Source organism: Pseudomonas sp. NY8896 (assembly GCF_039634505.1).
This window is the reverse complement of sequence record NZ_CP132350.1, coordinates 232,182-255,717: the sequence shown is the minus strand read 5'-3', so window position 1 is coordinate 255,717 and position 23,536 is coordinate 232,182. Positions and strand designations below refer to the sequence as shown.

The window sequence follows — 23,536 nt, the reverse complement described above, 5'->3', positions numbered from 1 at the left end:
AGATGGCAACGCGGTGGATGGCACCGGCTCTGCCGGTGTTCGCGGCTGAAGCCGCTCCCACATGGATTGCGTGAAATATCGCGTCGTCAGCTTTGACTGGTTTTATTTCCCTGCCAAGGGATAATCAGCCCCTCCTCCTGCATTCCGAGGGTTTTTACACCTATGTGGTACAACGGCCTGCTCGACTTGTCGGCCTGGCAACTGGTGGGCATCACTTTGTTGATGACCCACGTGACCATTGTCAGCGTCACGGTCTACCTGCATCGCTACTCCGCGCACCGGGCCTTGGAGCTCAACGGCGCGCTCAAGCATTTCTTCCGTTTCTGGCTGTGGCTGACCACGGCGCAGAACACCCGCGAGTGGACCGCCGTCCACCGCAAGCACCACGCCAAGTGCGAAACCCCCGACGACCCCCACAGCCCGGTGCACAAGGGCCTGAGTACGGTGTTGCGCAAAGGTGCCGAGCTGTACCGTGAAGAGGCACGCAACCCCGAAACCCTGCGCATCTACGGCAAGAACTGCCCGGAAGACTGGATCGAACGCAACCTCTACTCGCGTTACAAGCTGGGCGGTATCGCACTGATGGCAGTCATCGACCTGCTGCTGTTCGGCACCATCGGCATCACCATCTGGGCGGTGCAGATGATGTGGATTCCGTTCTGGGCCGCCGGTGTGGTCAACGGCCTGGGCCATGCCCTCGGCTACCGCAACTTCGAATGCCGCGACGCCGCCACCAACCTGGTGCCGTGGGGCATCGTCATCGGTGGTGAAGAACTGCACAACAACCACCACACCTACCCCAACTCGGCCAAGCTCTCGGTCAAACGCTGGGAGTTCGACATGGGCTGGGCCTGGATCCGCCTCTTCTGCCTGCTGCGTCTGGCCAAGGTGCAGCGTGTGGCGCCCATCGCTCATCGGGTGGCCGGCAAGGCCAACCTGGACATGGATACCGCCATGGCCATCCTCAACAACCGCTTCCAGATCATGGCCCAGTACCGCAAGCTGGTGATCGGCCCGCTGGTGAAACAGGAGCTGGCACGCGTCGATACCTCGGTGCGTCACCGCTTCCGCCGTGCCAAACGCCTGCTGTCGCGTGAAACCAGCCTGCTGGAAGACCGCCACCACGTGCGCATCGAGTCGATGCTCGCGCACAGCCAGGCACTGAAAACCATCTACGAAAAGCGCCTGGCCCTGCAGCAGATCTGGGCACGCACCAGCGCCAACGGCCACGACATGCTGGCGGCCATGAAGGACTGGGTACACGAGGCCGAAAGCAGCGGCATCCACGCCCTGCGCGACTTCGCGGCACAACTCAAGACCTACTCCCTGCGCCCGACCGGCGCCTGACCACCGTTGATCGGCACGCCCCACCGTGGGGCGTGCCGTCCGGAACTTAGCCCCCACGTTCCCACTCAAATTCGGCACATCGCCCGCGTGGCGGGCCGGATGCTGGCCGCACGCTTTCACGTTGAGACCCGCTTCGTGCACATGGCCAAGAACATTCCAACGACATTGCCCGGCACCCCACCTCCCGAAGCCGCCCAGACGTTACTGGCACTCCTCCACGCCCAAGGCGAGGTTGCCCGCCTGAGTGAGCGCGATCAGCTGTTCAGCTCGCTGCTCGACAGCGTCAATGCGGTGCTCTGGGCCTTCGACTGGGAAACCCGCCAGGTGCTGTATGTGAGCCCCGCCTACGAACGCATCTTTGGCCGCCCCGTCAGCCTGGTGCTGGCCGACTACAACGAATGGCGTGACAGTATTTACCCCGATGACCTCGAGTTCGCCGAACGCAGCCTGGCCCAGGTGCTGCTCAAGGGCGCAGTGGAAGACCGCGAATACCGTATCCTCAATGCCGACGGGCAACTGCGCTGGTTGAGCGACAAGTGCTACATCAACCAGCAGCACGATGGCGACCGGGTGATCATTGTCGGTATCGCCGAAGACATCACCGAAAAGAAGCAGCTTGAAGGGGAGCTGCAGCGCCTGGCCACCACCGATGTGCTGACCCAGAGCAGCAACCGCAGGCACTTCTTCGAGTGTGCTCAGCAAGCGTTCGACAGCGCCCGCGAAGACGGCACGCCGCTGGCCTTTCTGTTGCTGGATATCGATGACTTCAAGCGCATCAACGACAGTTACGGCCACCAGGAAGGCGATCAGGTGCTGCAACACATCGCCGACAGCGGCAAAGCCGTGCTACGCCGTGGCGACCTGTTCGGGCGCATTGGCGGCGAGGAGTTCGCAGCGGTGTTCCCAGGTTGCAACGCCGAGGTCGCAGAACAGATTGCCGAGCGTTTGCAGCGGCAGATTCAGCGCTTGAGCTTCAGCCATGGGCAGCAGACCTACGGGGTGACGGTGAGCCAGGGGCTGACCGGGCTGACCGAAGAGGATGTAACGCTGGATAGCCTGTATGCCCGAGCCGATGCGGCGATGTACCAAGCCAAGCGGCAAGGCAAGAACCAGATAGTCCGCGGCTGATCAGGCAACGTGCAGGATGGCACCGGCTTTGGCCGGTGTTCGCCCGCTCCTACAGGGGCTACACCGGCGGCTCTTCCTGCGGTTTGACCTCGGGGTTTTCCACCTTGCGCAGCCGGTTCAGCTCCGGCAAGCCCAGCTTGAGCAAGCGTGCGGTCTTGCCGCTGGCTACTTTCTCCAGCCCCTGCTCAGCCGGCAGCCGCGACAGCTGCCCTGCCAGGCTCATGGCCAGGATCTCCCGCGAATACACGCCGCCGCCCAACTGGTAGATCGCCGCGATCAATTCGCGCAAGGCCAGCGGCAGCCGCCAACGGGTACGCAGCGCCGAACCGAACGCCGCACCAAACTCATCCAGCGACTGCTGCACATTGCGCTCGTCCAGCTCCCCTCCGGCCAGCCGCCACTCCTGCAGGCAGCGCAACACCGCCAGGTCACCCAGGCAATGCAGCAAGCCCGCGCAGTAACAACGCCCTTCGTCCAGCTCGAGCAGACGCGCCAGGGTGCGGCCATATTCCGCCGTATGCAGCGACAGGTCCCAGTAACGGGCCGCGTGCTCAGCCAGCAGTGGGTCGCTGAGGCGTGCGCTGCGCTTGAGGGTCATGCCCAGGATCAGGTTCATGCTCTGGGTGCTGCCAAGCTTGTTCAGGGCTTGCAGCAACGTCTGCACCGGCGCCTCACGGTGCAAGGCCGCGCTATTGGCCGCCGCGATCAATACCGCCGTGACCTGCGGGTCGTTACGCACCTCCTCTTCGAGCACCTTCAGGTTCAGGCCCTGGGGGTTGAGCGCGCGCTTGATAGCCACCTGCACATCGGCCAACAGCGGCCCGCCATCGGCGTTAGCGCGACGCTGTTCAAGGTAGGCCGGCAGGCTGGCACCCGGCTGCAAGGCCGGCATTGGGCAGGCGATCTCTTCGCCAACGGCCACCAGCAGCTCTTCCAGGCGCTTGCGCAGGTTGTCCAGGTTCAACGGTTTGCTCAGGTAGGCCGTGGGGTGCAGGGGCAATGCCTCGCGCACACTGGCACTGTCGCTGCGGTTGCTCATGAGAATGAACGGCAGCCCCGGCCCTTTGGCGCGCACCTTGCGCAACAGGTCGAGGCCATCGACACCGGCCAGCTCGCGGGCGGCGATGATCAGGTCAGGCTTACTGGACAACGCACTGAGCGCTTGCGAGCCGTCGGCGCATACCTGCAGGCGCGCGTCACAGCGCACGCTGAGCAGCATTTCGCTGAGCATGTCACGTACCCAGGGATCGCCCTCGACAATCAGTACGTTTGGTGCGGTGGGGTTTGCAGCGCTCATCGCCAACTACTCCTGAATAGCCTGACACACAGTCCGTCGCAGCTTCCCAAGCAAATCCTCCGCTAACCATAGCGCCCCAAGCCTTTTCTGGGCACAAAAAAAACCCGCCGAAGCGGGTTTTTTCAGAGGCGCGTCACATCAAGCGAGTTCAGCGAAGCACTCTTCGATGATGGCCAGACCTTTGTCCAGCAGTGCGTCTTCGGCAGTCAGCGGTACCAGGATACGCAGAACGTTGCCGTAGGTGCCGCAGGACAGCAGGATCAGACCCTTTTCGCGTGCCTTGGCAACCACCTGGCCAACAGCAGCAGCGTTCGGGGTGTGAGTGCCTTTCTCGAAGACTTCAACAGCGATCATCGAGCCCAGACCACGGACGTCGCCGATGATCGGGTGCTTCTTCTGGATTTCGCGCAGGCCGGTGGTCAGGCGCTCACCCACAGCCTTGCTGCGGTCCAGCAGTTTTTCTTCTTCGAACACTTCGATCACGGCCAGGGCCGCGGCGCAAGCGATCGGCGAACCGGCGTAGGTGCCGCCCAGGCCGCCCGGAGCGATCGCGTCCATGTACTCGGCCTTGCCGCACACACCGGCCAGCGGGAAGCCGCCAGCGATGGATTTGGCGAAGGTGGTCAGGTCAGGCGCAACGCCCATCTGTTCCATGGCGAAGAAGGTGCCGGTACGGCCAGCGCCAGTCTGTACTTCGTCGGCGATCAGCAGGATGCCGTGCTGGTCGCACAGGGCGCGCAGGCGCTTCATCAGCTCTTTAGGCGCTGGCAGGAAGCCGCCTTCGCCTTGTACTGGCTCGAGGATGATCGCGGCGATGTCGCGTGGCTCGGCGTCGTTCTTGAAGATGCGCTCGACCGAAGCGATGGCGTCGTCAACGCTGATACCGTGCAGTTCGCTCGGGAACAGGGCGCGGAAGATACCGCCTGGCATCAGGCCCATGCCAGCGGAGTACGGCACAACCTTGCCGGTCAGGCCCAGGGTCATCATGGTACGGCCGTGGTAGCCGCCGGTGAAGGCGATGACGCCAGCGCGGCCGGTGGCGGCACGGGCGATCTTCACGGCGTTTTCAACGGCTTCGGAGCCGGTGGTGACCAGCAGGGTCTTCTTGTCGAAGTCGCCTGGGACCAGCTTGTTGATCTTTTCGCACAGCTCTACGTAAGGTTCGTAAGCCAGTACCTGGAAGCAGGTGTGGCTGACCTTGGTCAGTTGCTCTTGCACGGCCGCAACCACTTTCGGGTGCAGGTGGCCGGTGTTCAGCACTGCGATGCCGCCGGCGAAGTCGATCAGTTCGCGGCCTTCAACGTCGATCACAGTCGAGTTCTTCGCGGTGTCGACGAAGATCGGGTGGATCTGGCCAACGCCACGTGGGACGGCAGCTACACGACGTTGCATCAAGGATTCGTTGGTCTTGCTCATAATGCCCTCATTGCGCCGACAGGAATGGCGCTTTTATTCGGGGGGGCTGGGAGTGCTCGCGAACAGTATTCGTTGATCGACTGCCGCAAACGCCCTGGCCACCAGGTACTGCGATGTAAAAAAGGCCAGCGAGACGTCGCTCTCGCGCCCCGCTGGCAGAGGTAAAGCCTTTACCGTGCTATCAGACGCTGATGCACAGGTATTTGATTTCGAGGTAGTCCTCGATACCGTACTTGGAACCTTCGCGGCCCAGGCCCGAAGCCTTGATGCCACCGAACGGCGCCACTTCGTTGGAGATCAGGCCGGTGTTGATACCCACCATGCCGTATTCCAGCGCTTCGGCAACACGGAACACGCGGCTCATGTCGCGGGCGTAGAAGTACGAGGCCAGGCCGAACTCGGTGTCGTTGGACATGGCGATGACTTCGGCTTCGTCTTTGAAGCGGAACAGCGGCGCCAATGGGCCGAAGGTCTCTTCCTTGGCGACAGCAGCAGTCTTCGGCACGTCAACCAGAATGGTCGGCTCGAAGAAGTTGCCTTCGATCAGCTTGCCACCGGACAGCACCTTGGCGCCTTTGCCAACGGCGTCTTCGATGTGTTCCTGAACCTTGGCGACAGCCTTGCCGTCGATCAGCGGGCCAGTGGTGGTGCCTTCTTCCAGGCCGTTACCGATCTTCAGCTTGGCCACAGCAGCGGCCAGCTTCTGGGCGAACGCGTCGTAGACGCCGTCCTGCACGTAGATACGGTTGGCGCAGACGCAGGTCTGGCCGTTGTTGCGGTACTTGGAGATGATCGCGCCTTCGACCGCCTTGTCCAGATCGGCGTCGTCGAACACGATGAACGGGGCGTTGCCACCCAGCTCCAGGGAAACCTTCTTGATGTCCTTGGCACATTCTTCCATCAGCTGGCGACCGATTTCGGTCGAGCCGGTGAAGGACAGTTTGCGTACCAGGGAGTTGCCGGTCAGCTCGCCGCCAACTTCACCAGCGCTACCGGTAACCACGCTCAGCACGCCAGCCGGGATACCGGCACGGTGGGCCAGCTCTACCAGGGCCAGGGCGGAGTAAGGGGTTTGCGAAGCAGGCTTGAGCACCATGGTGCAGCCAGCGGCCAGGGCCGGGCCGGCTTTACGGGTGATCATGGCGGCCGGGAAGTTCCACGGCGTGATGGCCGCGGTAACACCGATTGGCTGCTTGATGACGATCAGGCGCTTGTCTGGCTGGTGGCCAGGGATGGTGTCACCGTAGATGCGCTTGGCTTCTTCGGCGAACCACTCGATGAACGAGGCGGCGTAGGCGATTTCGCCCTTGGCTTCGGCCAGTGGCTTGCCTTGCTCGGTGGTCATCAGGCGAGCCAGGTCGTCCTGGTTCTCGATCATCAGTTCAAACCAGCGACGCAGCTTGGCCGAACGCTCTTTGGCGGTCAGGGCACGCCAGGCCGGCAGGGCCTTGTCGGCGGCTTCGATGGCACGGCGGGTTTCCGCGGTACCCATCTTCGGCACGGTACCGATGACTTCACCGGTGGCCGGGTTGGTCACCTTGATGGTCTGGCCGTTGTCCGCATCCAGCCACTCACCATTGATATAGGCTTGCTGGCGGAACAACTGAGCGTCTTTGAGCTGCATGTCGGCTTCCCGAATTGTTGATTGTTGAAAAGCGCCCAAGGCAGGGCATCGAGCGTTTGAAATCTCAAACGAATGCTAAGCGGCTGCTGGGGTGTTGGACAATAGGCTGTTCGAAAAAAAGAACGAATGGTTGAACAGCCGAGTGGAAAATTCATCATCCCGCATGATGGCAACCGGCCTCGTCGCGGGCTCATCAGGGCGCCGAACCGCCGCGAAGAGGCCGGTACAGGTTAGACGAATCAACTGAAGGAAATGTGATGGGAGGACCGACGGCCCTCCCGAAGGGGATGAATCAGAACGCCTTGGCCAAGTCGATCACCAGTGCTCGATAACCGACCGAGCCCGGCTGCCGGCTGTGTACCTTCAGTTCCACCAACACCTCCTGGGTCCCGCGCCGCACCTCGTTGAGCACGGTAGTGGTCAATTTTTCGGGGGTGAGGAAGTTCACCGAAGCCGAGTAGATGAACTGGGTGTCGGTCTCTGGCCGGTAGGCCACCACCGAGGTCACCGGGCTGTACCACTCGTCGCCGCGTGCCTTGCCGTACTCCCACACCTGCTCGACCGTGCCCTCGGCTTCGTCGATGCGGTACTCCACTGCCCGGCTGTAGTTGCCGGCCAGCTTGGTCGGCGCAAAGTCACGCCCCCAGCCATTGTCGAACACGGTCAGCGTGCCTTTGCCGGTCAGCCAGGCGGTGTGCTGGGTCCACGACCAGTCGAAACCTTCGCTTTCAACCGGTTTCAGTACCTTCTCACGCAGGTGCTGCGGCCAGCCTTGAGGCGAAGCAAGAATCCACTTCACCTGCTTGTCGCGACCAACCTTCACCACGCCCTGATGCCGTGCTGAAACGATGATGCTGTCGTCATCGGCGTCGTAATCGATGGCATTGACGTGTGCCCAGTTACGCCCGGTGCCCACCCCCGGCGTGTCACCAAAGGGCAAGTCGCCCTCGGCCAATTCGTTGGCCAACCGCTCGTCCTGTTTCTGCACCCCAGGCGGCAGTTGGATCGCCGCCTTGCCGAGGGTTTCCAGCAGATCGCCTCGGTAGGGGTCGAGGATTTGGTTGAGGTCCCAGAAATCGAGCACATCCCCGGCCTCGCTGACCTCGATGATATGGTCACGGATCGAGCGCACGCGCTTGCCGTCAGGGCGGCGGTAGTCGCTGGTGCCAACCCGTAGCAAGTAGGTGCCATTGCTGGTTTCGCGGATTTCATGGGAAAAGTCGGCGAACTTGTCGGGCAGGCTGCGCTGCCAGATGCGTCGGCCCAGCAGGTCATACTTGGAATAGGTCTGGCCCTGGCCCCAGATCAGCTTGCCATCGCGGGTCTGCTGGAACCCCATGGTGCCGCCAAGGCCATCGCGGCGGTTGGAGTCGTGGATCTGTTCGATATCCAGGTACCAGCGCACATCGCCATTGCTGTCGGCAATCCAGTTGTTGCCCACCTGGTCCCATTCCGCCGCACCACCCAGGGCATTCCACTTGAAGGCGCGGCCGCCCGGAATGTCGCCCTGCAGATGGTTGAACAGGTACAGGCGCTTTTCGAAGCCCGGCGCCACTTTGACCGGTTCCACCTCTGGCAACGCAGCAGTCTGCTTCGCCACCACGGGCAGACGCACGGCGGGGGCGTAGATCTGGTACTGCTCGCGAATGCGCTCGCCATCGAGCTTGTAGGTCACTTCCACCTGGTTGACGTGGTCCGGGTACAGGCCAAATACCGGGATACCGCCGTAGGTCCACAGCGAACGGTCGGACACGTCATAGACGATGTCCACGCCCCGCTCACCGCGCCCCAGCACACGGACATGCGCGTCACTCAGGCTGCGCCCGCCGTCGCGGATGATCGCGGTCAGCGGCGCCAGGCGGTACGGGTTGACCACCACGTCGCCGAGCAGCGCTTCGTCGCGCTCCGGGACTTTTGCGGTCAGGCAGGCGCCTTCAGGCAGTGCAGGGGTTTGGGTCTTGGCATTCATGGCATAGCTCCTTGTGCTCAGAAGTCGTAACGGGCGGTTGCGCCGAAGGTGCGTGGGGTGCCGAGCACGCCGGCATAACCACCGTTGGCGGAGTTCCACAGGCTGGTGAAGTAGGTTTTGTCGCCGGCGTTTTTCACCCACAGCGACAGGTCGACCACGCCGTCGCCCTGGTCCAGGCGCACACCGGCGGAAAGGTTGACCAGCGCGTAGCTGGGGATCTGGCCGAAATCGGAATCGTCAATGGTGCCCACGGCCTTCGAGCGGAAGGCGTAGCTGGCAGTGACGTAGGGCTCGACATGCTCGGTGGTTTGCCACTTGTATTGGGTGTTGAGGTTGGCGATGTACTTGGAGGCGCCGACCACCTGGTGGCCGGACAGATCGCAGGTGGCAGTGGCATTGGCCAGGCTCACCTCCGGCGGGCATGGGGCGTCCTTGTACTCGGTGTAGCGCACGTCGTTCCACGAACCGTTGAAGTTGACCGTGAGGCCACGAATCGGCAGCGCCGTGGCCTCGAACTCCAGGCCGCGCGAGCGCACGCGCCCAGCGTTGGCCAGGTACTGCACGCGGTTGATCTGGTCGTAGACGTTGGCCTGGTAACCATGCACTTCGGCCCAGAACAGATTGCTGTTGAGTTGCAGGCGGCCGTCGAACAAGGTGCTTTTCAAGCCCAGTTCGGCGTTGTTGACCCGCTCGGTGCCCACCAGCAGCGAATCGGTGCCCAGCCGTGGCGCGGCGCCTACAGTCAGGTTTACACCGCCAGATTTCTCACCGTGAGTCAGGGTGGCGTAGCCCAGCAGTTGCTCGCTGAAGCGGTAGCTCAGGCCCAACAGGCCGGAAGGGCTGAAGCTGTATTGGTTGAGGTCGCCCGAATCATAGGCACCTATCCGGGCCTGGCGCGCAGCGGCAGCGGCCCCATTTACCGCGGCACCGCCGCTGGGCGCATCGCGAGTCACCCAGGCGCTCTTTTCTTCGTAGGTTCCGCGGATACCGGCGGTGAAGTCCAGGCGATCGGTGACATGCCAGGTGCCCTGGGCGAACAGCGCGTAGCTGTCGGTATCGATGTGCCCATCACCAATTGTGTTGACGTTGTTCAGCGCACCGGCCGGGGTCAGGTTCCAGATATCCGCCTGCGGCCCGTAATAGGTGAAGGACTTGTTGTCCAGGTCCTGCTTGAAGTAGTAGGCACCCAGCACATAGTCGAATGCACCACCGGTGGGCGATGCCAGGCGGATTTCCTGCGAGTACTGCTTGTCACGCACCGATACACCGGCACTGTAGAACACCGGCACGTTCAGGCCGTCGTCGTTGCGCGGGGTGAAGTCCCACCAGCGGTAGGCGGTGATCGAAGTCAGGGTGAAGTCGTTGGGCAAGGTCCAGTTGGCCTCCACCGAAGTGCCGCCCTGGAACACCGTCACCTGCTGGTCGGCGTCGAAGTTGACCTTGCGGTCCTTGCCCGACACCAGCGTCGCGCCCGCCTGGGCGGCCAGGCTTTCGTAGCGGTTGACGCCATTGATGGTCGGCCCGGTGCTGTACAGGCTGAGGATGCCGTTGTTGGAGTCTTCTTCGTTGTACTCGCCTATCCAGCGCAGGTTGAAGGTGTCGCTGGGCTTGAACAGCAGTTGGGTGCGAAAGCCCTGGCGCTTGCCGCCGTTGAGGTCGTCACCGTTGTGGATGTTCTTCACATAGCCATCGTCTTCGGTGCGATAGGCGCTGATGCGCCCGGCCAGCGTCTCGCTGATCGGCCCCGAGAAACTGCCCTGGGTTTGCAGGTAGCCGTCTTCGCCGAACGACTGCTGGATGCTGCCTTCGCGGTGGAAGGTGGGCTTGCGCGTGGTGATGTTCAGCACACCAGCGGTGGTGTTCTTGCCGAACAACGTGCCCTGCGGGCCGCGCAGCACTTCCAGCTGCTCGACATCCAGCAGGTCGAATACCGCCATGCCGGGGCGGCCGAGGTAGACGTTGTCCAGGTAGATACCAACGCTGCCTTCCAAGCCGTCGCTGGCCGGGTTGTTACCCAGGCCACGGATCGAGATGCTCGACTGGCGCGCATGCACATAAGCGACGTTGGTGCTGGGCACCAACTGTTGCAAATCCTGCACGCGGTAGATGCGCTGAGTTTCCAGGGTTTCGCTGTCCAACACGCTGATCGGCGTGGGCACGCTTTGCGCGGTTTCTTCCCGGCGACGAGCATTGACCGTGACGGTGCCGAGCTTGGCTTCCTGTTCCACCGCCGGGGTGGCACTGACCGGCGCTTCGGCAAAGCTTCCGGAGGACGCCGCCAGCAGCACGCCAGCGGCCAAGGGTTGCAAGGTGAAACGCGACGCGCGCGCAGGCCAACGGGAAAGTCCGGACATGCAAATGCTCCTTGAGGCATGGGCCCTGGCGAGCATTTCCGTTGGCGGAACCGAGTCGCGGTCAGACGGGCTTATATTCTTTTAAGTGATATAAATATTTGTAATTCATATTTAGTGGAATAAGTAAAACCCTTTATAAGGGGACTCACCCTTGTCAGCAATTGCATTTGACCGAAGGTTTTAATGTAGAAAATGCATATCGATCTGCGTCAACTGCGCCACTACATTGCCCTTGTCGAGCACCGCAGTTTCGTGGCGGCAGCGGCGGCGGTTAACCTGTCGCAATCGGCTTTCAGCCGCAGCATCCAGACCCTGGAGCACAACATCGGCTGCCGCCTGGTGGACCGCGCCAGCAAGGAACTGGCGCCAACCCGCCAGGGGTTGCTGGTGCTGGAGCATTCGCGGCGGCTGGTGCATGGGGCGCACAACCTGGTCAACGAAATTCACCAATTCAACGGCGCAACCACCGGGGTGGTGCGCTTTGGCTCCGGCCCCGCGCCAGCCGGTGGTTTGGTGCCGCGTGCGGTGGCGCGCTTCGTGGCCGAATTCCCGGCGGCGCGCACCTGCTTCCAGGTGGACAACTGGCAGGCGCTGAACCGCAAGCTGGTAGCCGAGGAGATCGAGTTTTTCGTTGCCGACACCCGCCAGTTCGAGTCTGACCCGGATTACCAAGTGCACAAGCTGACGCCGCAACGCTGGCATTTTTGCTGCCGCGCCGGGCACCCGCTGACCAAGCGGCAGAGCGTGCTGGCACGAGACCTGTTCGACTATCCGATGGCCACCACTTTTCGCCCGCCGAATATCCGCAAGATCCTCAGTGACCTTAGTGGGCGGCAGGACTTCTTGCCTGCGGTGGAGTGCGAGCATGGGTACGCGCTGCTGATTGTGGTGATGCACTCGGACACCATCGGCATTGCCTGCAATGCCAATTTGCGGCCTTATCAACGCGACGGCGGGCTGGTGAAGTTGCAGCTGGCGGACCTGACGCCGGAGCAGGAAGAAGCGTGCCATACACGCTATGGAGTGGTGAGCCGAGTGGGGTATGGCTTGTCGCCGTTGGCGCAAGGGCTGGTGAGGCAATTGATTGCCTGTGATTCCGAGATGTAGCTGGGGGCTTCGCCCCCGGATCGCAACACAAGGCCGCTACACATTGGCTCGGCGTGCGCCGTGCTTTTGTGGAAGCGGCCTTGTGTCGCGACAGGGCCGCAAAGCGGCCCCGGCACTCTCAACCTTTACGCGTAGTCCGGCTCAGTTGACCATCCACACCCACCGGGACTTCTCCCGCCAATGTGACCCGGCGCACAACCCGCGGCTGGGTCCCATAATCATCCACCGCATAATGCTGCGTCGCGCGGTTATCCCAAATCGCCACATCCCCCACCTGCCAGCGCCAGCGCACAGTGTTCTCCAGGCGCGTCACATGCCCTTGCAGCACAGCGAACAGGTGCTGCGAATCTGCCAGCGAATAGCCCTTGATGCGTTTAACGAAGTGCCCCAATTGCAGTGCCCGCTCACCACTGATCGGATGCACGCGTACCACCGGGTGCTCGGTTTCGTACACGGTCGATGTGAATACCTTGCGATAACGCTCAAGCTTGGCCGGGTCTACATCTGGCTTGATGCTGGCGTAGTCGTATTCGTTGCTGTGCACCGCCCACAGCTTGTCGGCCAGCTCGCGCAGCGGCTCAGGCAATTCCTGGTAGGCCGCAGCCGTGTTGGCCCACACGGTATCGCCACCGGATGTCGGCGCCACCACGCTGCGCAGGATCGAGGCTTTGGGGTAGGCATCGACGAAGGTCACGTCGGTGTGCCAGGAGTTGGCTCGCTGACCTTCGGCGCCATCCAGTTGCAGCAGGTAGCTGGTGCCATCGACCACCGGTACGGTCGGGTGGGCCACCGGCTCGCCGAGCAGTTTGGCAAAACCTTCCTGGCTCTGGTCATCCAGGTGGGTCTGCTCACGGAAGAAGATCACTTTGTGTTGTACCAGGGCCGCCTGAATAGCCTCGACGGTAGCTGCGTCGAGGTCGGCGGACAGTCTTACCCCGCGGATTTCGGCGCCGATACGGCCGGCAACCGGGTGAATGTCGAGTTCAAGGGCTTGTGGCGCGGTGGCCAGGGCAGCATTGCTCATGGTCGTGGTCCTTGCGGTCATTGTCGGGGTTTTTGAAGGTTCAGCGGGCGGCCTGCACGGCCTGCTCCTGTTTCAGCGCAGCATCGAGGAAACGCGGTTCGATCCAGTCGGCCACCTGAAAGCCACGGCGAATCAAACGCTCCTTGGCAGCCAGGTCGACGCCTTGCTGCAGTTGGCCGACGAATCCGGCGTCCAGGCGTGGGTCGAAGTAGTGGGCGAGGTCTTCCTTGGCCAGGTCATCGCTGAGGATGCTGCGCGGCCAATTGGCGTTGCTGGCCACCAGATCGATGTAGGCCTGACGGTTGTGTTCGTCGCGCAGCCAGGCACTGGCCTGCTCCTGGGCATTGACCAGGCGCTGCACCAGCTCGGGGTATTGACGGATGAAATCGCCGGTGCCCAGCAGCACTGCCTGGGTGCTGCCGGCGCCTTCGAGGTCACGCGAATTGACCGGTAGCTCGACCAGCCCGCGCTCACGCAGCGATAGCAGGTTGGACAGGCCCCAGGTGGCATCGATCTGCTTGGCCGCCAGCGCAGCGTTGGCGGCGTTGAAATCGAGGTTTATCACCTTCAGCTCACGCTCGCTCAGCCCCTGGCTGGCCAGGGCGCTGGCGAACGACAACTGGTTGGCAGTGCCGCGGAACACCGCCACACGCTTGCCCTTGAGGTCGTGCAGGGTCTTGATGCCAGAGCCCGGTACCACGCCCAGGTAGCTCTTCACCCCGCGCACGCCCGCCGACAGCACGCGGGTATCCAGGCCATTGGCCTTGCCGACGATTGCCGCCAGGTCGCCGAGGTACGCGAAATCAGCCTGGCCGTTGGCCAATGCCTCGTTCACCACCGGCCCGGCACCCTTGAAAAAGCGCCAGTCGATGCGGATGCCGTCCTTGGCGAATTCCTTCTCCAGCAATTGCTGGTCACGCAGTACATCGACCACACCACCGGCGCTGGCCTTGCTGCCGGCGCTCAGGTCGGGGACGGCGATGCGGATGCTTGCTGGCTTGGCCGGTTCAGCCGCGTGGGCACTTAGGGTGAACGCCAGCCCAAGGGCGGTAATCAGGTGACGCAACGGGGTTTTCATGGCAAGGCTCCTTGGCAGGCTGCCACCGGCGATGGCCGGCGCTTTGGCCAGAAGCTAGGCAGGTCTGGTTAGAACCCACAAAGATCAAAACTTCATTTTTTAGTAACTGAAAGGCATAAATCAGGCTGCATGCGGGCCTGAGCGGAGCTTGCGGAAAACGCATGGAAAATATGAGGAAAACGCAACGGCAAGGGGCTTCCCCATGCAGAGGACGCATGCTCTTATCTCTTGAATGCTGATTAAGTTAATTTTTAATTCCATAAGTGAATAACTTAACAACGCTTCGGGAAATGGCCTATGAATGGAGTACTGAGCAGGAATCGGGGGGGGCCGCTACGCGGCCCATTCGCGGCGCAAGGCCGCTCCCACAGGGACCGCATTCTCTCTGTGGAGCGGGTTCTGCCGTGGTTGCTGCCTGTGCTGATTGCGCTGCTATGGGGGGTGGCCAGCCGGCAGCACTGGATGAGCGAGCAGATACTGCCGGCACCAGCGCTGGTGTGGCAAAGCGCGCTGGAGTTTGGCGCCGGCGAGCTTTGGGGACACCTGTGGATAAGCTTGCAGCGGTTGTTCTGGGGGCTGGCGGTAGGTATCGGCAGCGGCTTGCTGCTGGGTGTATGGCTGGGCGCTTCGCGTCAGGCGCAGACATTGGTGCTGCCAACCTTCGTGGCGCTGGCGCAGATTCCGACCCTGGCCTGGATCCCGTTGTTCATGCTGTTCTTCGGCATCGGCGAGTTGCTCAAGCTGGTGGTGCTGGTGAAAGCCGTGGTGGTCCCCGTCACCTTGCACACGCTGGTCGGTGTGCGCGATGCCCAGCCCAAGCTGCGCGAGGCCGCCGCGGCGCTGCGCCTGCCTCGCCATCTGCTGTTTCTGCGCCTGTTGCTACCGGCGGCCCTGCCCGCCTTTCTGACTGGCGTACGCCTGGCACTGGCCACCGGCTGGACCTCACTGCTGGCGGTCGAGTTGCTGGCTTCCAGCGAGGGGATCGGTTACCTGATGGTCTGGGGGCGGCAGCTGTTCATGCTCGACCTGGTGCTGCTGTGCATCCTGGTGATCGGCCTGGTCGGTGCCGTGCTGGAGCGCAGTTTTTCGGCCCTGGAACATCGCCTGCTTTACTGGCCGCAACCGGCCACCGGGGAACACCAGCGCGGTGCTGTGCCGCGTGGCTGGCAAAGCCTGCTGCTTCCCTTGGCGATACTGGCGTTGTGGCAGGCCAGCAGCAGCTTCGGTTGGGTCGACCCGAATATCTTGACCTCGCCACTGGAGGTACTGCGCACGCTGCTGGTCGGCCTGGCTGATGGTTCGCTACCACAAGCCTTGCTGCTCAGCCTGCAACGCACCCTGACCGGCTTGCTGCTGGGTGGCGGCGCTGGCCTGCTGGCCGGCTTGGTGCTAGGGCTGTCCCGTAATGCCGAGCGCCTGTTCGGGCCGAGCCTGACAGCCTTGCGCCAGGTGGCGCTGTTCGCCTGGGTGCCGCTGCTCACCGCCTGGTTCGGCCTGGGCGAAGGGGCCAAGCATGTATTCGTCGGGCTGGCCGCGTTCTTCCCGTTGCTGATCGCTACCCAGCGCGGTATCGCCGGCCTCTCACCACAGTTGGGCGAAGCCGCCCGCACCCTGCGTCTGGGTCTGTGGCAACGCTTGCGCCTGCTGGTACTGCCCGGTGCGGCCCCGGGCATTTTCGCGGGCCTGCGCCTGTCGCTGATCTATGCCTGGCTGGGCACCATCGGTGCCGAATACTTCATGCCCTCGGACGGCGGCATCGCCAGCCTGATGATCGGTGCCCAGCAGCTGTTCCGTATGGACCAGGTGATGGCCGCCATGCTGTTGATCGGCCTGGTCGGCGCCCTGCTCGGCACCCTTGGACAACGCCTTGAATCGCGCGCCACGCGCTGGAGAACCGCATGAACGCCTTCAACACTTCGCACCTGCACGCGGCCAACCAGCCCGACGCAACCCCGCCCCTGGTCAGTTTCGAAGGGGTGGGCAAAGTGTTCAGCGTCGATGGCCAACCGCTCGAGGCCATCCGCAACTTCAACCTTTCGATCAACCAGGGCGAGTTCATCGCCATCGTCGGCGCTTCCGGCTGCGGCAAGTCCACCCTGCTGCGCCTGCTGGTGGGGTTGGATACCGACTACAGCGGCAGCATTCGCATCGACGGCCACGCCGTCAGCGGTATTGGTGGCGAACGTGGCATCGTGTTCCAGGAGCATCGGCTGTTTCCCTGGTTGAACGTGGAACAGAACATTGCGCTGGGCCTGGCCAACGAGTCGCTCACCCAAGGTGAGCGCGCCCGGCGGGTACATGAATTCGTACAACTGGTGGGGCTGGTCGGCTTCGAGTCGGCCTATCCACACCAGCTGTCCGGTGGTATGGCCCAGCGTGTGGCGATAGCCCGTGGCCTGGTAGCCAGCCCGCGCATCCTGCTGCTTGACGAGCCGTTCGGCGCACTGGATGCGCTGACCCGCCAGCAACTGCAGGACGAATTGCTGGCCATTCGCGAGCGGGCGGGCATCACCACCTTGCTGGTGACCCACGATGCCGAAGAGGCGACGTACCTGGCGGATCGGGTTGTGGTGCTGGAGCCACGGCCGGGTCGCATCAAATCGGTGGTGGGCATAGACCTGCCGCACCCGCGCTTGCGCTCCGGCGTAGCGCTGCACGGCCTGCGCGAAAAGGTGCTGCACCAGATCACCGGCGACGGCGGCTACCTGCCGCCACCGTCACGCCGTGTAGAGGGCCTGAGGCCCGAGTTGATCGCCCTCTGAGAAGTCGGCATGCATCCGGCCTGTAGGGATCTGCACAACCAACAAGGTAAAAATAGCTACAGATCAAGGCGATGGACGTCACCGATTCAGATGGGTATCATGCGTGCGCGTTGCACTCGTAGCTCAGCTGGATAGAGTACTGCCCTCCGAAGGCAGGGGTCGTGGGTTCGAATCCCGCCGAGTGCGCCATATCAAAAAGCCCTGGGCCTGAGCCCGGGGCTTTTTCGTTTGTGCGACAAGTCGCGTTTCTGGTACTCCCGTGCCACGGGTCATTGGTGTTAGCGTGGGCGTCTTCCCGTTTCCGGACGGGTAACCCATAACAATGATTGGCGAAGGAATGCGCGCAACCATGCACCTGAAAAAACTCACCGCCACCACCCTGCTGCTGGCCAGCATCGGCTTGTTCACTCAGCCAGCCCAGGCCAACCTCACCCAGCAGCAGTCCGCTGCCATCGTCAAAGCCTTCGACGGCAGCGACCCAAGCGACTTCAAGCAGTTCCTCGGCAAGCTCAAAGGCAGCGACTTGGCCAAGGCCGATAACCTCGAGGTAACCCTCGACGCCTACCTGGCCAACACACCATTGGCCGCCGAGCAACAGGACGAAATCAACCGCCTGCTCGGCCTGTATACCCGCATCAAGTACGGCAAGGCTGCAACCGAAACCCTGCGCGAACTGGTGGCCATTCCCACCTTCAACGTCGAGGGCACGCCGCAGTACGAAAACCCTGAGTTCCTCAAGATCGCCGACAAGATCAAGGCCCTGGCCGACAGCTTCGGCCTGGCCTTCCGCAACATCGACAACCGGGTGTACGAAATTTCGCTGGGTAGCGGCAAGGAAGTGATCGGCATCCATGCCCACGCCGACGTGGTACCGGTCAACCCGGACAACTGGAAGCTGGCCGACGGTACGCGCTTGGACCCGTTCAAGGTCACCCTGGTCGGTGACCGCATGTACGGCCGCGGCACCGAAGACGACAAGAACGGCATCGTGGTGGCGATGTATGCACTGAAGGTAGCCAAGGATGAAAACTTGCCGCTCGCCCGGCAGTTCAAGCTGCTGATCGACACCACCGAAGAAACCAGCGGTGATGCCATCCCCTACTATTTCGAGCGCAACCCTACACCTGACTACAACCTGGCCCTCGACGGCGGCTACCCAGTGGTCATCGCCGAAAAAGGCTACGGCACGGTCATGGCCAGCTTCAGCAAGCGCCCGGCCACGGGCAAGGGTGCCGAAATCGTCAACCTGACCGGTGGCCTGGCCACCAACCAGATCCCGACCACATCGGTGGCGACCCTGGTGTCCGACAACCCGGCACAGCTGGCCAAACACCTGCAGCAAGCCGGCAGCAAGTATGTGAAGCAGCACGGAAGCGACTTCAGCATCGATGCCAAGGCCGACGGCAAACAGGTGTTGCTCACCGTGACCGGTGTTTCCGCCCACTCTTCGGAGCCGGAGTCCGGGGTGAACCCGGTTGCTCGCATGCTCGACTTCATCAACGGCCTTGGCCAGCAGGTACCACTCAAGCACAACCAGTTCACCGATGCGGCCCGCTACGCGGCCGACAACTGGGGCCTGGACTACCTTGGCAACAAGCTCGGCGTGGCCTTCAAGGACCCGTTCATGGGCACACTGACCGCCTCGCTGACCTTTGTCGGCGTGGATGACAAGGGCCTGAAATTGGCGGTGAACCTGCGCATCCCCAAAGGCAAACCCATTGCCACGATCAAGGATGAACTGGCCGACAAACTGGGCAAGTGGACCCGGCAAAGTCACACCTCGGTGGCGTTCGACTATAGCCTGGACGAACCGATGTACCGCAACCCCGAAGGCGAATGGGTGAAAGCTTTGCTTGCTGTGGCCTCCGAGAACCTGGGCATGAAGCATGAGTTCGGCACCTCGGCCGGCGCGACCTCGGTGCACGACTTGCCCAATGGCGTACAGTTCGGCCTGGCCATGCCGGACGTGAAATACACCGGGCACAACGACAACGAGTTCAAGACCGTGGACCAGTTCATGCTGGACCTGCAGGTAGTGAGCGAGATGGTGGCACGGCTCGGGCAAATGCCGAAGCTTTGATTGGCAGTACCGGCCTCTTCGCGGCTAAAGCCACGAGGAGGCCGGCCCAGGCAAACACCCATGCCGTTTTTCAATCGACTCCATGCCGTTTCCTGCATTGCCGTGCAGAGCGCCGTACCGGATGCTTTAGTTACACCGAGACAGCGCTTTTTTCACCCGCAGAGGCCCGTATGAAGACCGTCGAACAAATCCTCAAGACCAAGTCCCAGCACCAGACCGTTTACACCATCGGCCCGGATGACTCGGTGCTCGACGCCCTGAAAATGCTGGCGGAGAAAAACGTCGGTGCGCTGCCCGTGGTCGAGGGCAACCAAGTGGTGGGTATCGTCAGTGAACGGGACTATGCGCGCAAACTCGTACTCAAAGGCCGCTCTTCCGCCGCCACACCGGTGCGCGAAATCATGAGTGCACCGGTGGTCACCGTGGAGCCCAAGCAAAAGCTCGACTTCTGCATGAACCTGATGACCGACCGTCACCTGCGTCACCTGCCGGTGGTCGACAACGGCAAACTGCTCGGCCTGCTGTCGATCGGCGACCTGGTGAAGGAAACCATCGCCGAACAGGCCAGCCTGATTCAACAAATGGAACAGTACATCCGCGGCGAGTGAGCCCCTTCAATGGTAGGCGCGCTCCAGCTCGTCCAGCTGATGGTCAAAACTGCGCAGGCGCGCCGACCAGGTGTACACCAGCACTTCCAGGTCACGGTTCAGTACTGCCGTATTGCCGTGGCCGCTGTGCGTGGGTTCGCCCAGGTCCAGCTGGTAGCGCTCACGGGCCATGGCCTGGGCCACGCTGGACAGGTCGCGGGCGTTGGCCAGCCAGTGGTGATGATGGTCATGGATTTCGCGATCGAGCACCCGGCACTGGCGCTTCAGCGCATCCAGGCTCTGCTCCAGCGGTGTGCCCTTGAGCTCGCCCATGACTTCTTCGAAGGTGCGCCCCGAATGCCAGTAGCTGCCCCAGAAATACCGGTCGAATACGGTTTCGACGCGGCGCAGCGCCACCTTGGTGTTCCAGATGGTCAGCAACGTTCGCCCCTGGATCACTTCGCGCTTGTTCAGGTGCAACTGCTGCCAGGCGATCCAGGTCAGCGCCACCAGTACAACCGCCACGGTGACTGCGGCAGCGGCATACAGGAAATGCACCGCCTGGTTCATCTGTTGCGTCTGCCTGATGCCATAGAAGTAACTGGCCGTCAGGGTGCCCAGGATCGTCACGGAACACCAGAAACCTGGTGCGTAGGGATCTTTCATCGCGCTATCCCCTTATTGTTTTCCTGAGCATAGCAACGGCCGATCACTCGTCAGGTGCCGCTCGGCGCTTTATTTTCGGGGGCGGCGCAACGCTTCGTTGAGTTGATCGAACGGCACCGCCCAATCGGCATCTTCAATGATGCTCTCCTTGAGAAAAGCACGCTGAGAGTCGGTCCAGAACGGCGCATCCACCAGCTTGGTTTCATTCTTCAGCGGCGAATGGCTGGTGATGAACTGATCGATGCTCTTGGGATCGTCGGGCAAGCCCAACTGCTTGAACAGGTCGGCAAAGGGATGGGTCGGCGCTTCCATGGTTCCTCCTAAGCGCCAGGTAGGCCGTCCACGACGCCCGCCTGGCAGTGGTGTGAAAACATCAGCACAGCTCGCGCACTTCGGCGTGCGGCACCAGCTTCATGTACTGCTCCATGCTCATGTGGATCAAGTGATCGTGATCACCCGCCTCCAGGTAGACATCACCCTGGCGGGTTAGGCTCGGGTCGAGCAGCATTTTTATCTGGTAAGCATCGCCAAGGGCCGGCACTGCGCCGCGCTCGCAGTCATTGAACAAGCTTGGCAGGCCACTTTCACGGGTCAGTTGCCAAGCCCCGGACATGCGAACCTTGCTCATGTCCAGATGCCGGTTGGCCGGCAGCACGGCCATGATGTAGTTGCCATGACGGTCATCGAGCATCACCGACTTGGCGACCCGCTCGGCGGGCACGCCGGCCGTGCGGGCCGACTCCAGGCTGGTGGCCGAATGTGGGTGGGGAATGATGTCGTAGTCGCAGTTGGCCTTGTCCAGGCGGGCCTGCAGGGTCTTTGCCATACGCATGATGCACCTCCGGTTTCGCCCCCCAATCTCCAATTTTAGGCCGGGCCGCGGCAGGCAGGGCTAAACTTGTGTAATACAGGCAAACGAGGTGACGACAGGTGATCGCCCGCAGCTGGTGCTGGGTGTTGCTGCTGTTGTTGCTTGGCATCACGCCAGGTGGCCAGGCAGCGCCTGGTGCAGTGTGGGTGCTGGGCATCGATGACGCCATCGGCCCGGCCAGCGCCGACTACCTGGTACGCAGCCTCGACCAGGCCCAGGCGCAGCGCGCGCAACTGGTGGTTATCCGCATGGATACCCCTGGCGGGCTGGACAGCGCCATGCGCCAGATGATCAAGGCGATTCTCGCCAGCCCCGTGCCGGTCGCCACCTACGTCGCACCCAGTGGAGCCCGAGCCGCCAGCGCGGGTACTTACATTCTCTACGCCAGCCACGTCGCCGCGATGGCTCCTGGCACCAACCTGGGCGCCGCCACACCGGTGCAAATCGGCGGTCCGCCAGGCCCGGGCAAGGACGACAAGGGCAAAAACGGCGAAGAGGAAACCCTGGCACGCAAGCAGGTCAATGATGCCGCGGCCTACATCCGCGGCCTTGCCCAGCTGCGAGGGCGCAATGCCGAGTGGGCGGAGAAGGCTGTGCGCGAGGCCGTCAGCCTGTCGGCCAGCGAGGCGTTGCGACTGAACGTGATCGACCAGGTTGCCGATGACCTGCCCGACCTGTTGCGCAAACTCGACGGCAAAACGTTCATAGTCGCCGGCCAGCCTCAGCAACTGCACACCACAGACGCAAGCCTGGTCGAACACCTGCCGGACTGGCGCACACGGGTACTGGCGGTGATCACCAATCCCAGCGTGGCGCTGATCCTGATCATGATTGGCGTGTACGGCCTGCTGTTCGAATTCATGAACCCTGGCTCTGCGGTGGGCGGCGTAGTCGGCGGCGTCTGCCTGCTGATGGCGCTGTACGCCCTGCAGCTATTGCCGGTGAGTTTCGCCGGCGTGGCACTTATCCTGCTCGGCATTGCCTTCATGATCGCCGAAGCCTTCTTGCCCAGTTTCGGCGTGGTCGGCTTTGGCGGCATCGTTGCCTTCGTGGTCGGCGCATTGATCCTGATCGATACAGACGCCCCCGGTTTTGGCATCCCGCTGGCCTTGATCGGCACCCTGGCACTGCTCTCGGCATTACTGATCGGCGGCGTACTAGGCATGGCCCTCAAGGCCCGCCGACGGGCACTGGTCAGCGGGGACGCCGGCCTGGTCGGCAGCCTGGTCACCGTTACCCAGGTAATGCCAGACAATCCGTTCTGTGGCCTTGTGCTGGCCCAGGGCGAGCAATGGCAAGCGCAGTGCGCAACAGTGCTGCAAGCCGGCCAGAACGTGCGGGTAACCGCGCGCCATGGCGTCATGCTGCAAGTGAGCGCTGCCGCCGCCGCGCAAGGAGAATGACCATGTTCATGCAAATGGGTTTCGGCGCCGTGCTGATCGTGCTGGTGATGCTGTTGCTGTCGGCGTTTCGCATCCTGCGCGAATACGAACGCGGTGTAGTGTTCCAGCTGGGGCGCTTCTGGCAGGTCAAGGGGCCGGGGCTGATCCTGCTGATCCCGGTGATCCAGCAAATGGTGCGGGTCGACCTGCGCACGGTGGTGCTGGATGTGCCGCCGCAGGACGTGATCACCCGCGACAACGTCTCGGTCAAGGTCAACGCGGTGTTGTACTTTCGCGTGCTCGACCCCCAGAAAGCGATCATCCAGGTCGAGGACTTTTTGGTAGCGACCAGCCAGTTGGCCCAGACCACACTGCGTGCGGTGCTGGGCAAGCACGAACTGGATGAGCTGCTGGCCGAACGTGAGCAACTGAACGCGGACATTCGCCAGGTGCTGGACGCGCAAACCGATGCCTGGGGCATCAAGGTGGCCAACGTCGAGATCAAGCATGTCGACCTCAACGAATCGATGGTCCGCGCCATCGCCCGGCAGGCCGAGGCCGAACGCGAACGGCGGGCCAAGGTGATCCATGCCGAGGGGGAATTGCAGGCGTCGGAGAAGTTGATGCAGGCAGCACAGATGTTGGGCAAGGAGCCTGGGGCGATGCAGTTGCGCTATATGCAGACGCTGGGGGCGATTGCGGGGGACAGGACCTCGACCATTGTCTTCCCGATGCCGGTGGACTTGCTGACGGGGCTGGTAGACAAGCAGAAACAATAAAGGCCGCTATGCAATTCCTGTAGGAGCGGCCTTGTGTCGCGATGGGCTGCAAAGCAGCCCCCGTG

At 62.5% G+C, this 23,536-nt stretch carries 19 protein-coding genes and 1 tRNA gene; 10 read left to right on the top strand and 10 right to left on the bottom strand.

The window, feature by feature from the left end; translation table 11 throughout:
* The first annotated feature begins 162 nt into the window (after positions 1-162).
* Positions 163-1,347 carry a delta-9 fatty acid desaturase DesA gene (desA, locus tag Q9451_RS01120; protein WP_012270024.1) on the top strand — a complete coding sequence of 395 codons (1,185 nt, stop codon included), beginning with the start codon at positions 163-165 and terminating at the stop codon, positions 1,345-1,347.
* 99 nt (positions 1,348-1,446) lie between these two features.
* Complete coding sequence (locus Q9451_RS01115; RefSeq protein WP_012270023.1) at positions 1,447-2,475, top strand: sensor domain-containing diguanylate cyclase; 1,029 nt, start codon at positions 1,447-1,449, stop codon at positions 2,473-2,475.
* Between the two features lie 58 nt (positions 2,476-2,533).
* On the opposite strand, the gene Q9451_RS01110 is transcribed toward Q9451_RS01115, so the two are convergent.
* The 5 genes from Q9451_RS01110 to Q9451_RS01090 form a co-directional block, all read right to left on the bottom strand.
* Positions 2,534-3,772 (bottom strand): response regulator, encoded by a 1,239-nt coding sequence (locus tag Q9451_RS01110; RefSeq protein ID WP_012270022.1) that lies wholly within the window; start codon positions 3,770-3,772, stop codon positions 2,534-2,536.
* A gap of 138 nt (positions 3,773-3,910) precedes the next feature.
* Entirely contained in the window at positions 3,911-5,188 is a 1,278-nt protein-coding gene (gene gabT / locus Q9451_RS01105; RefSeq protein ID WP_012270021.1) for a 4-aminobutyrate--2-oxoglutarate transaminase, read from the bottom strand.
* A gap of 181 nt (positions 5,189-5,369) precedes the next feature.
* On the bottom strand, positions 5,370-6,812 hold the full coding sequence (gene gabD, locus Q9451_RS01100; RefSeq protein ID WP_012270020.1) for an NADP-dependent succinate-semialdehyde dehydrogenase: 1,443 nt from the start codon (positions 6,810-6,812) through the stop codon (positions 5,370-5,372).
* 292 nt (positions 6,813-7,104) lie between these two features.
* Positions 7,105-8,781: an aryl-sulfate sulfotransferase gene (locus Q9451_RS01095; RefSeq protein WP_012270019.1), complete on the bottom strand. Its 1,677-nt coding sequence runs from the start codon at positions 8,779-8,781 to the stop codon at positions 7,105-7,107.
* A gap of 17 nt (positions 8,782-8,798) precedes the next feature.
* Positions 8,799-11,135 (bottom strand): TonB-dependent receptor, encoded by a 2,337-nt coding sequence (locus Q9451_RS01090; RefSeq protein ID WP_345960882.1) that lies wholly within the window; start codon positions 11,133-11,135, stop codon positions 8,799-8,801.
* A 192-nt stretch (positions 11,136-11,327) separates the two neighbouring features.
* Here Q9451_RS01090 and Q9451_RS01085 point away from each other — a divergent pair, with 192 nt between their 5' ends.
* Positions 11,328-12,242 carry a LysR family transcriptional regulator gene (locus Q9451_RS01085; protein ID WP_012270017.1) on the top strand — a complete coding sequence of 305 codons (915 nt, stop codon included), beginning with the start codon at positions 11,328-11,330 and terminating at the stop codon, positions 12,240-12,242.
* A 118-nt stretch (positions 12,243-12,360) separates the two neighbouring features.
* Here the strand turns inward: Q9451_RS01085 and Q9451_RS01080 are convergent, their stop codons facing one another.
* Positions 12,361-13,266, bottom strand: a complete 906-nt coding sequence (locus Q9451_RS01080; RefSeq protein ID WP_012270016.1) for a TauD/TfdA family dioxygenase — start codon at positions 13,264-13,266, stop codon at positions 12,361-12,363.
* A 40-nt stretch (positions 13,267-13,306) separates the two neighbouring features.
* Positions 13,307-14,344: an ABC transporter substrate-binding protein gene (locus Q9451_RS01075; protein WP_012270015.1), complete on the bottom strand. Its 1,038-nt coding sequence runs from the start codon at positions 14,342-14,344 to the stop codon at positions 13,307-13,309.
* A gap of 297 nt (positions 14,345-14,641) precedes the next feature.
* On the opposite strand from Q9451_RS01075, the gene Q9451_RS01070 reads away from it, so the two are divergent.
* From Q9451_RS01070 to Q9451_RS01050, 5 genes are all read left to right on the top strand, one after another.
* A complete protein-coding gene (locus tag Q9451_RS01070; protein WP_012270014.1) occupies positions 14,642-16,246 on the top strand; it encodes an ABC transporter permease in 1,605 nt (534 codons plus the stop codon).
* Positions 16,243-17,106 (top strand): ABC transporter ATP-binding protein, encoded by an 864-nt coding sequence (locus Q9451_RS01065; RefSeq protein ID WP_012270013.1) that lies wholly within the window; start codon positions 16,243-16,245, stop codon positions 17,104-17,106. Before Q9451_RS01070 ends, Q9451_RS01065 begins: the two co-directional genes overlap by 4 nt.
* Positions 17,107-17,218: 112 nt before the next feature.
* A tRNA-Arg gene (locus tag Q9451_RS01060) sits at positions 17,219-17,295 on the top strand.
* A 160-nt stretch (positions 17,296-17,455) separates the two neighbouring features.
* Positions 17,456-19,186 carry a dipeptidase gene (locus Q9451_RS01055; RefSeq protein WP_345960881.1) on the top strand — a complete coding sequence of 577 codons (1,731 nt, stop codon included), beginning with the start codon at positions 17,456-17,458 and terminating at the stop codon, positions 19,184-19,186.
* A gap of 170 nt (positions 19,187-19,356) precedes the next feature.
* Positions 19,357-19,794 (top strand): CBS domain-containing protein, encoded by a 438-nt coding sequence (locus Q9451_RS01050; RefSeq protein ID WP_012270011.1) that lies wholly within the window; start codon positions 19,357-19,359, stop codon positions 19,792-19,794.
* A 6-nt stretch (positions 19,795-19,800) separates the two neighbouring features.
* Here Q9451_RS01050 and Q9451_RS01045 read toward each other — a convergent pair whose 3' ends face one another.
* The 3 genes from Q9451_RS01045 to Q9451_RS01035 all read right to left on the bottom strand — a co-directional run bounded on the left by Q9451_RS01045 (position 19,801) and on the right by Q9451_RS01035 (position 21,271).
* Positions 19,801-20,439: a hypothetical protein gene (locus Q9451_RS01045; protein WP_012270010.1), complete on the bottom strand. Its 639-nt coding sequence runs from the start codon at positions 20,437-20,439 to the stop codon at positions 19,801-19,803.
* A 69-nt stretch (positions 20,440-20,508) separates the two neighbouring features.
* Positions 20,509-20,751 (bottom strand): DUF2789 domain-containing protein, encoded by a 243-nt coding sequence (locus Q9451_RS01040; protein ID WP_012270009.1) that lies wholly within the window; start codon positions 20,749-20,751, stop codon positions 20,509-20,511.
* A 61-nt stretch (positions 20,752-20,812) separates the two neighbouring features.
* Positions 20,813-21,271, bottom strand: coding sequence for a YbaK/EbsC family protein (locus Q9451_RS01035; RefSeq protein WP_012270008.1), 459 nt, complete (start codon positions 21,269-21,271; stop codon positions 20,813-20,815).
* A 98-nt stretch (positions 21,272-21,369) separates the two neighbouring features.
* Here Q9451_RS01035 and Q9451_RS01030 point away from each other — a divergent pair, with 98 nt between their 5' ends.
* Positions 21,370-22,713: a nodulation protein NfeD gene (locus tag Q9451_RS01030; protein ID WP_012270007.1), complete on the top strand. Its 1,344-nt coding sequence runs from the start codon at positions 21,370-21,372 to the stop codon at positions 22,711-22,713.
* 2 nt (positions 22,714-22,715) lie between these two features.
* Positions 22,716-23,471, top strand: coding sequence for a slipin family protein (locus Q9451_RS01025; RefSeq protein ID WP_012270006.1), 756 nt, complete (start codon positions 22,716-22,718; stop codon positions 23,469-23,471).
* The last annotated feature ends 65 nt before the right edge of the window (positions 23,472-23,536 follow it).

Bases quoted from the DNA above. Each gene is read 5' to 3' on its own strand.
- desA (WP_012270024.1), top strand. From the start codon at position 163: ATGTGGTACAACGGCCTGCTCGACTTGTCGGCCTGGCAACTGGTGGGC.
- Q9451_RS01115 (WP_012270023.1), top strand. From the start codon at position 1,447: ATGCTGGCCGCACGCTTTCACGTTGAGACCCGCTTCGTGCACATGGCC.
- Q9451_RS01110 (WP_012270022.1), bottom strand. From the start codon at position 3,772: ATGAGCGCTGCAAACCCCACCGCACCAAACGTACTGATTGTCGAGGGC.
- gabT (WP_012270021.1), bottom strand. From the start codon at position 5,188: ATGAGCAAGACCAACGAATCCTTGATGCAACGTCGTGTAGCTGCCGTC.
- gabD (WP_012270020.1), bottom strand. From the start codon at position 6,812: ATGCAGCTCAAAGACGCTCAGTTGTTCCGCCAGCAAGCCTATATCAAT.
- Q9451_RS01095 (WP_012270019.1), bottom strand. From the start codon at position 8,781: ATGAATGCCAAGACCCAAACCCCTGCACTGCCTGAAGGCGCCTGCCTG.
- Q9451_RS01090 (WP_345960882.1), bottom strand. From the start codon at position 11,135: ATGTCCGGACTTTCCCGTTGGCCTGCGCGCGCGTCGCGTTTCACCTTG.
- Q9451_RS01085 (WP_012270017.1), top strand. From the start codon at position 11,328: ATGCATATCGATCTGCGTCAACTGCGCCACTACATTGCCCTTGTCGAG.
- Q9451_RS01080 (WP_012270016.1), bottom strand. From the start codon at position 13,266: ATGAGCAATGCTGCCCTGGCCACCGCGCCACAAGCCCTTGAACTCGAC.
- Q9451_RS01075 (WP_012270015.1), bottom strand. From the start codon at position 14,344: ATGAAAACCCCGTTGCGTCACCTGATTACCGCCCTTGGGCTGGCGTTC.
- Q9451_RS01070 (WP_012270014.1), top strand. From the start codon at position 14,642: ATGAATGGAGTACTGAGCAGGAATCGGGGGGGGCCGCTACGCGGCCCA.
- Q9451_RS01065 (WP_012270013.1), top strand. From the start codon at position 16,243: ATGAACGCCTTCAACACTTCGCACCTGCACGCGGCCAACCAGCCCGAC.
- Q9451_RS01055 (WP_345960881.1), top strand. From the start codon at position 17,456: ATGCACCTGAAAAAACTCACCGCCACCACCCTGCTGCTGGCCAGCATC.
- Q9451_RS01050 (WP_012270011.1), top strand. From the start codon at position 19,357: ATGAAGACCGTCGAACAAATCCTCAAGACCAAGTCCCAGCACCAGACC.
- Q9451_RS01045 (WP_012270010.1), bottom strand. From the start codon at position 20,439: ATGAAAGATCCCTACGCACCAGGTTTCTGGTGTTCCGTGACGATCCTG.
- Q9451_RS01040 (WP_012270009.1), bottom strand. From the start codon at position 20,751: ATGGAAGCGCCGACCCATCCCTTTGCCGACCTGTTCAAGCAGTTGGGC.
- Q9451_RS01035 (WP_012270008.1), bottom strand. From the start codon at position 21,271: ATGCGTATGGCAAAGACCCTGCAGGCCCGCCTGGACAAGGCCAACTGC.
- Q9451_RS01025 (WP_012270006.1), top strand. From the start codon at position 22,716: ATGTTCATGCAAATGGGTTTCGGCGCCGTGCTGATCGTGCTGGTGATG.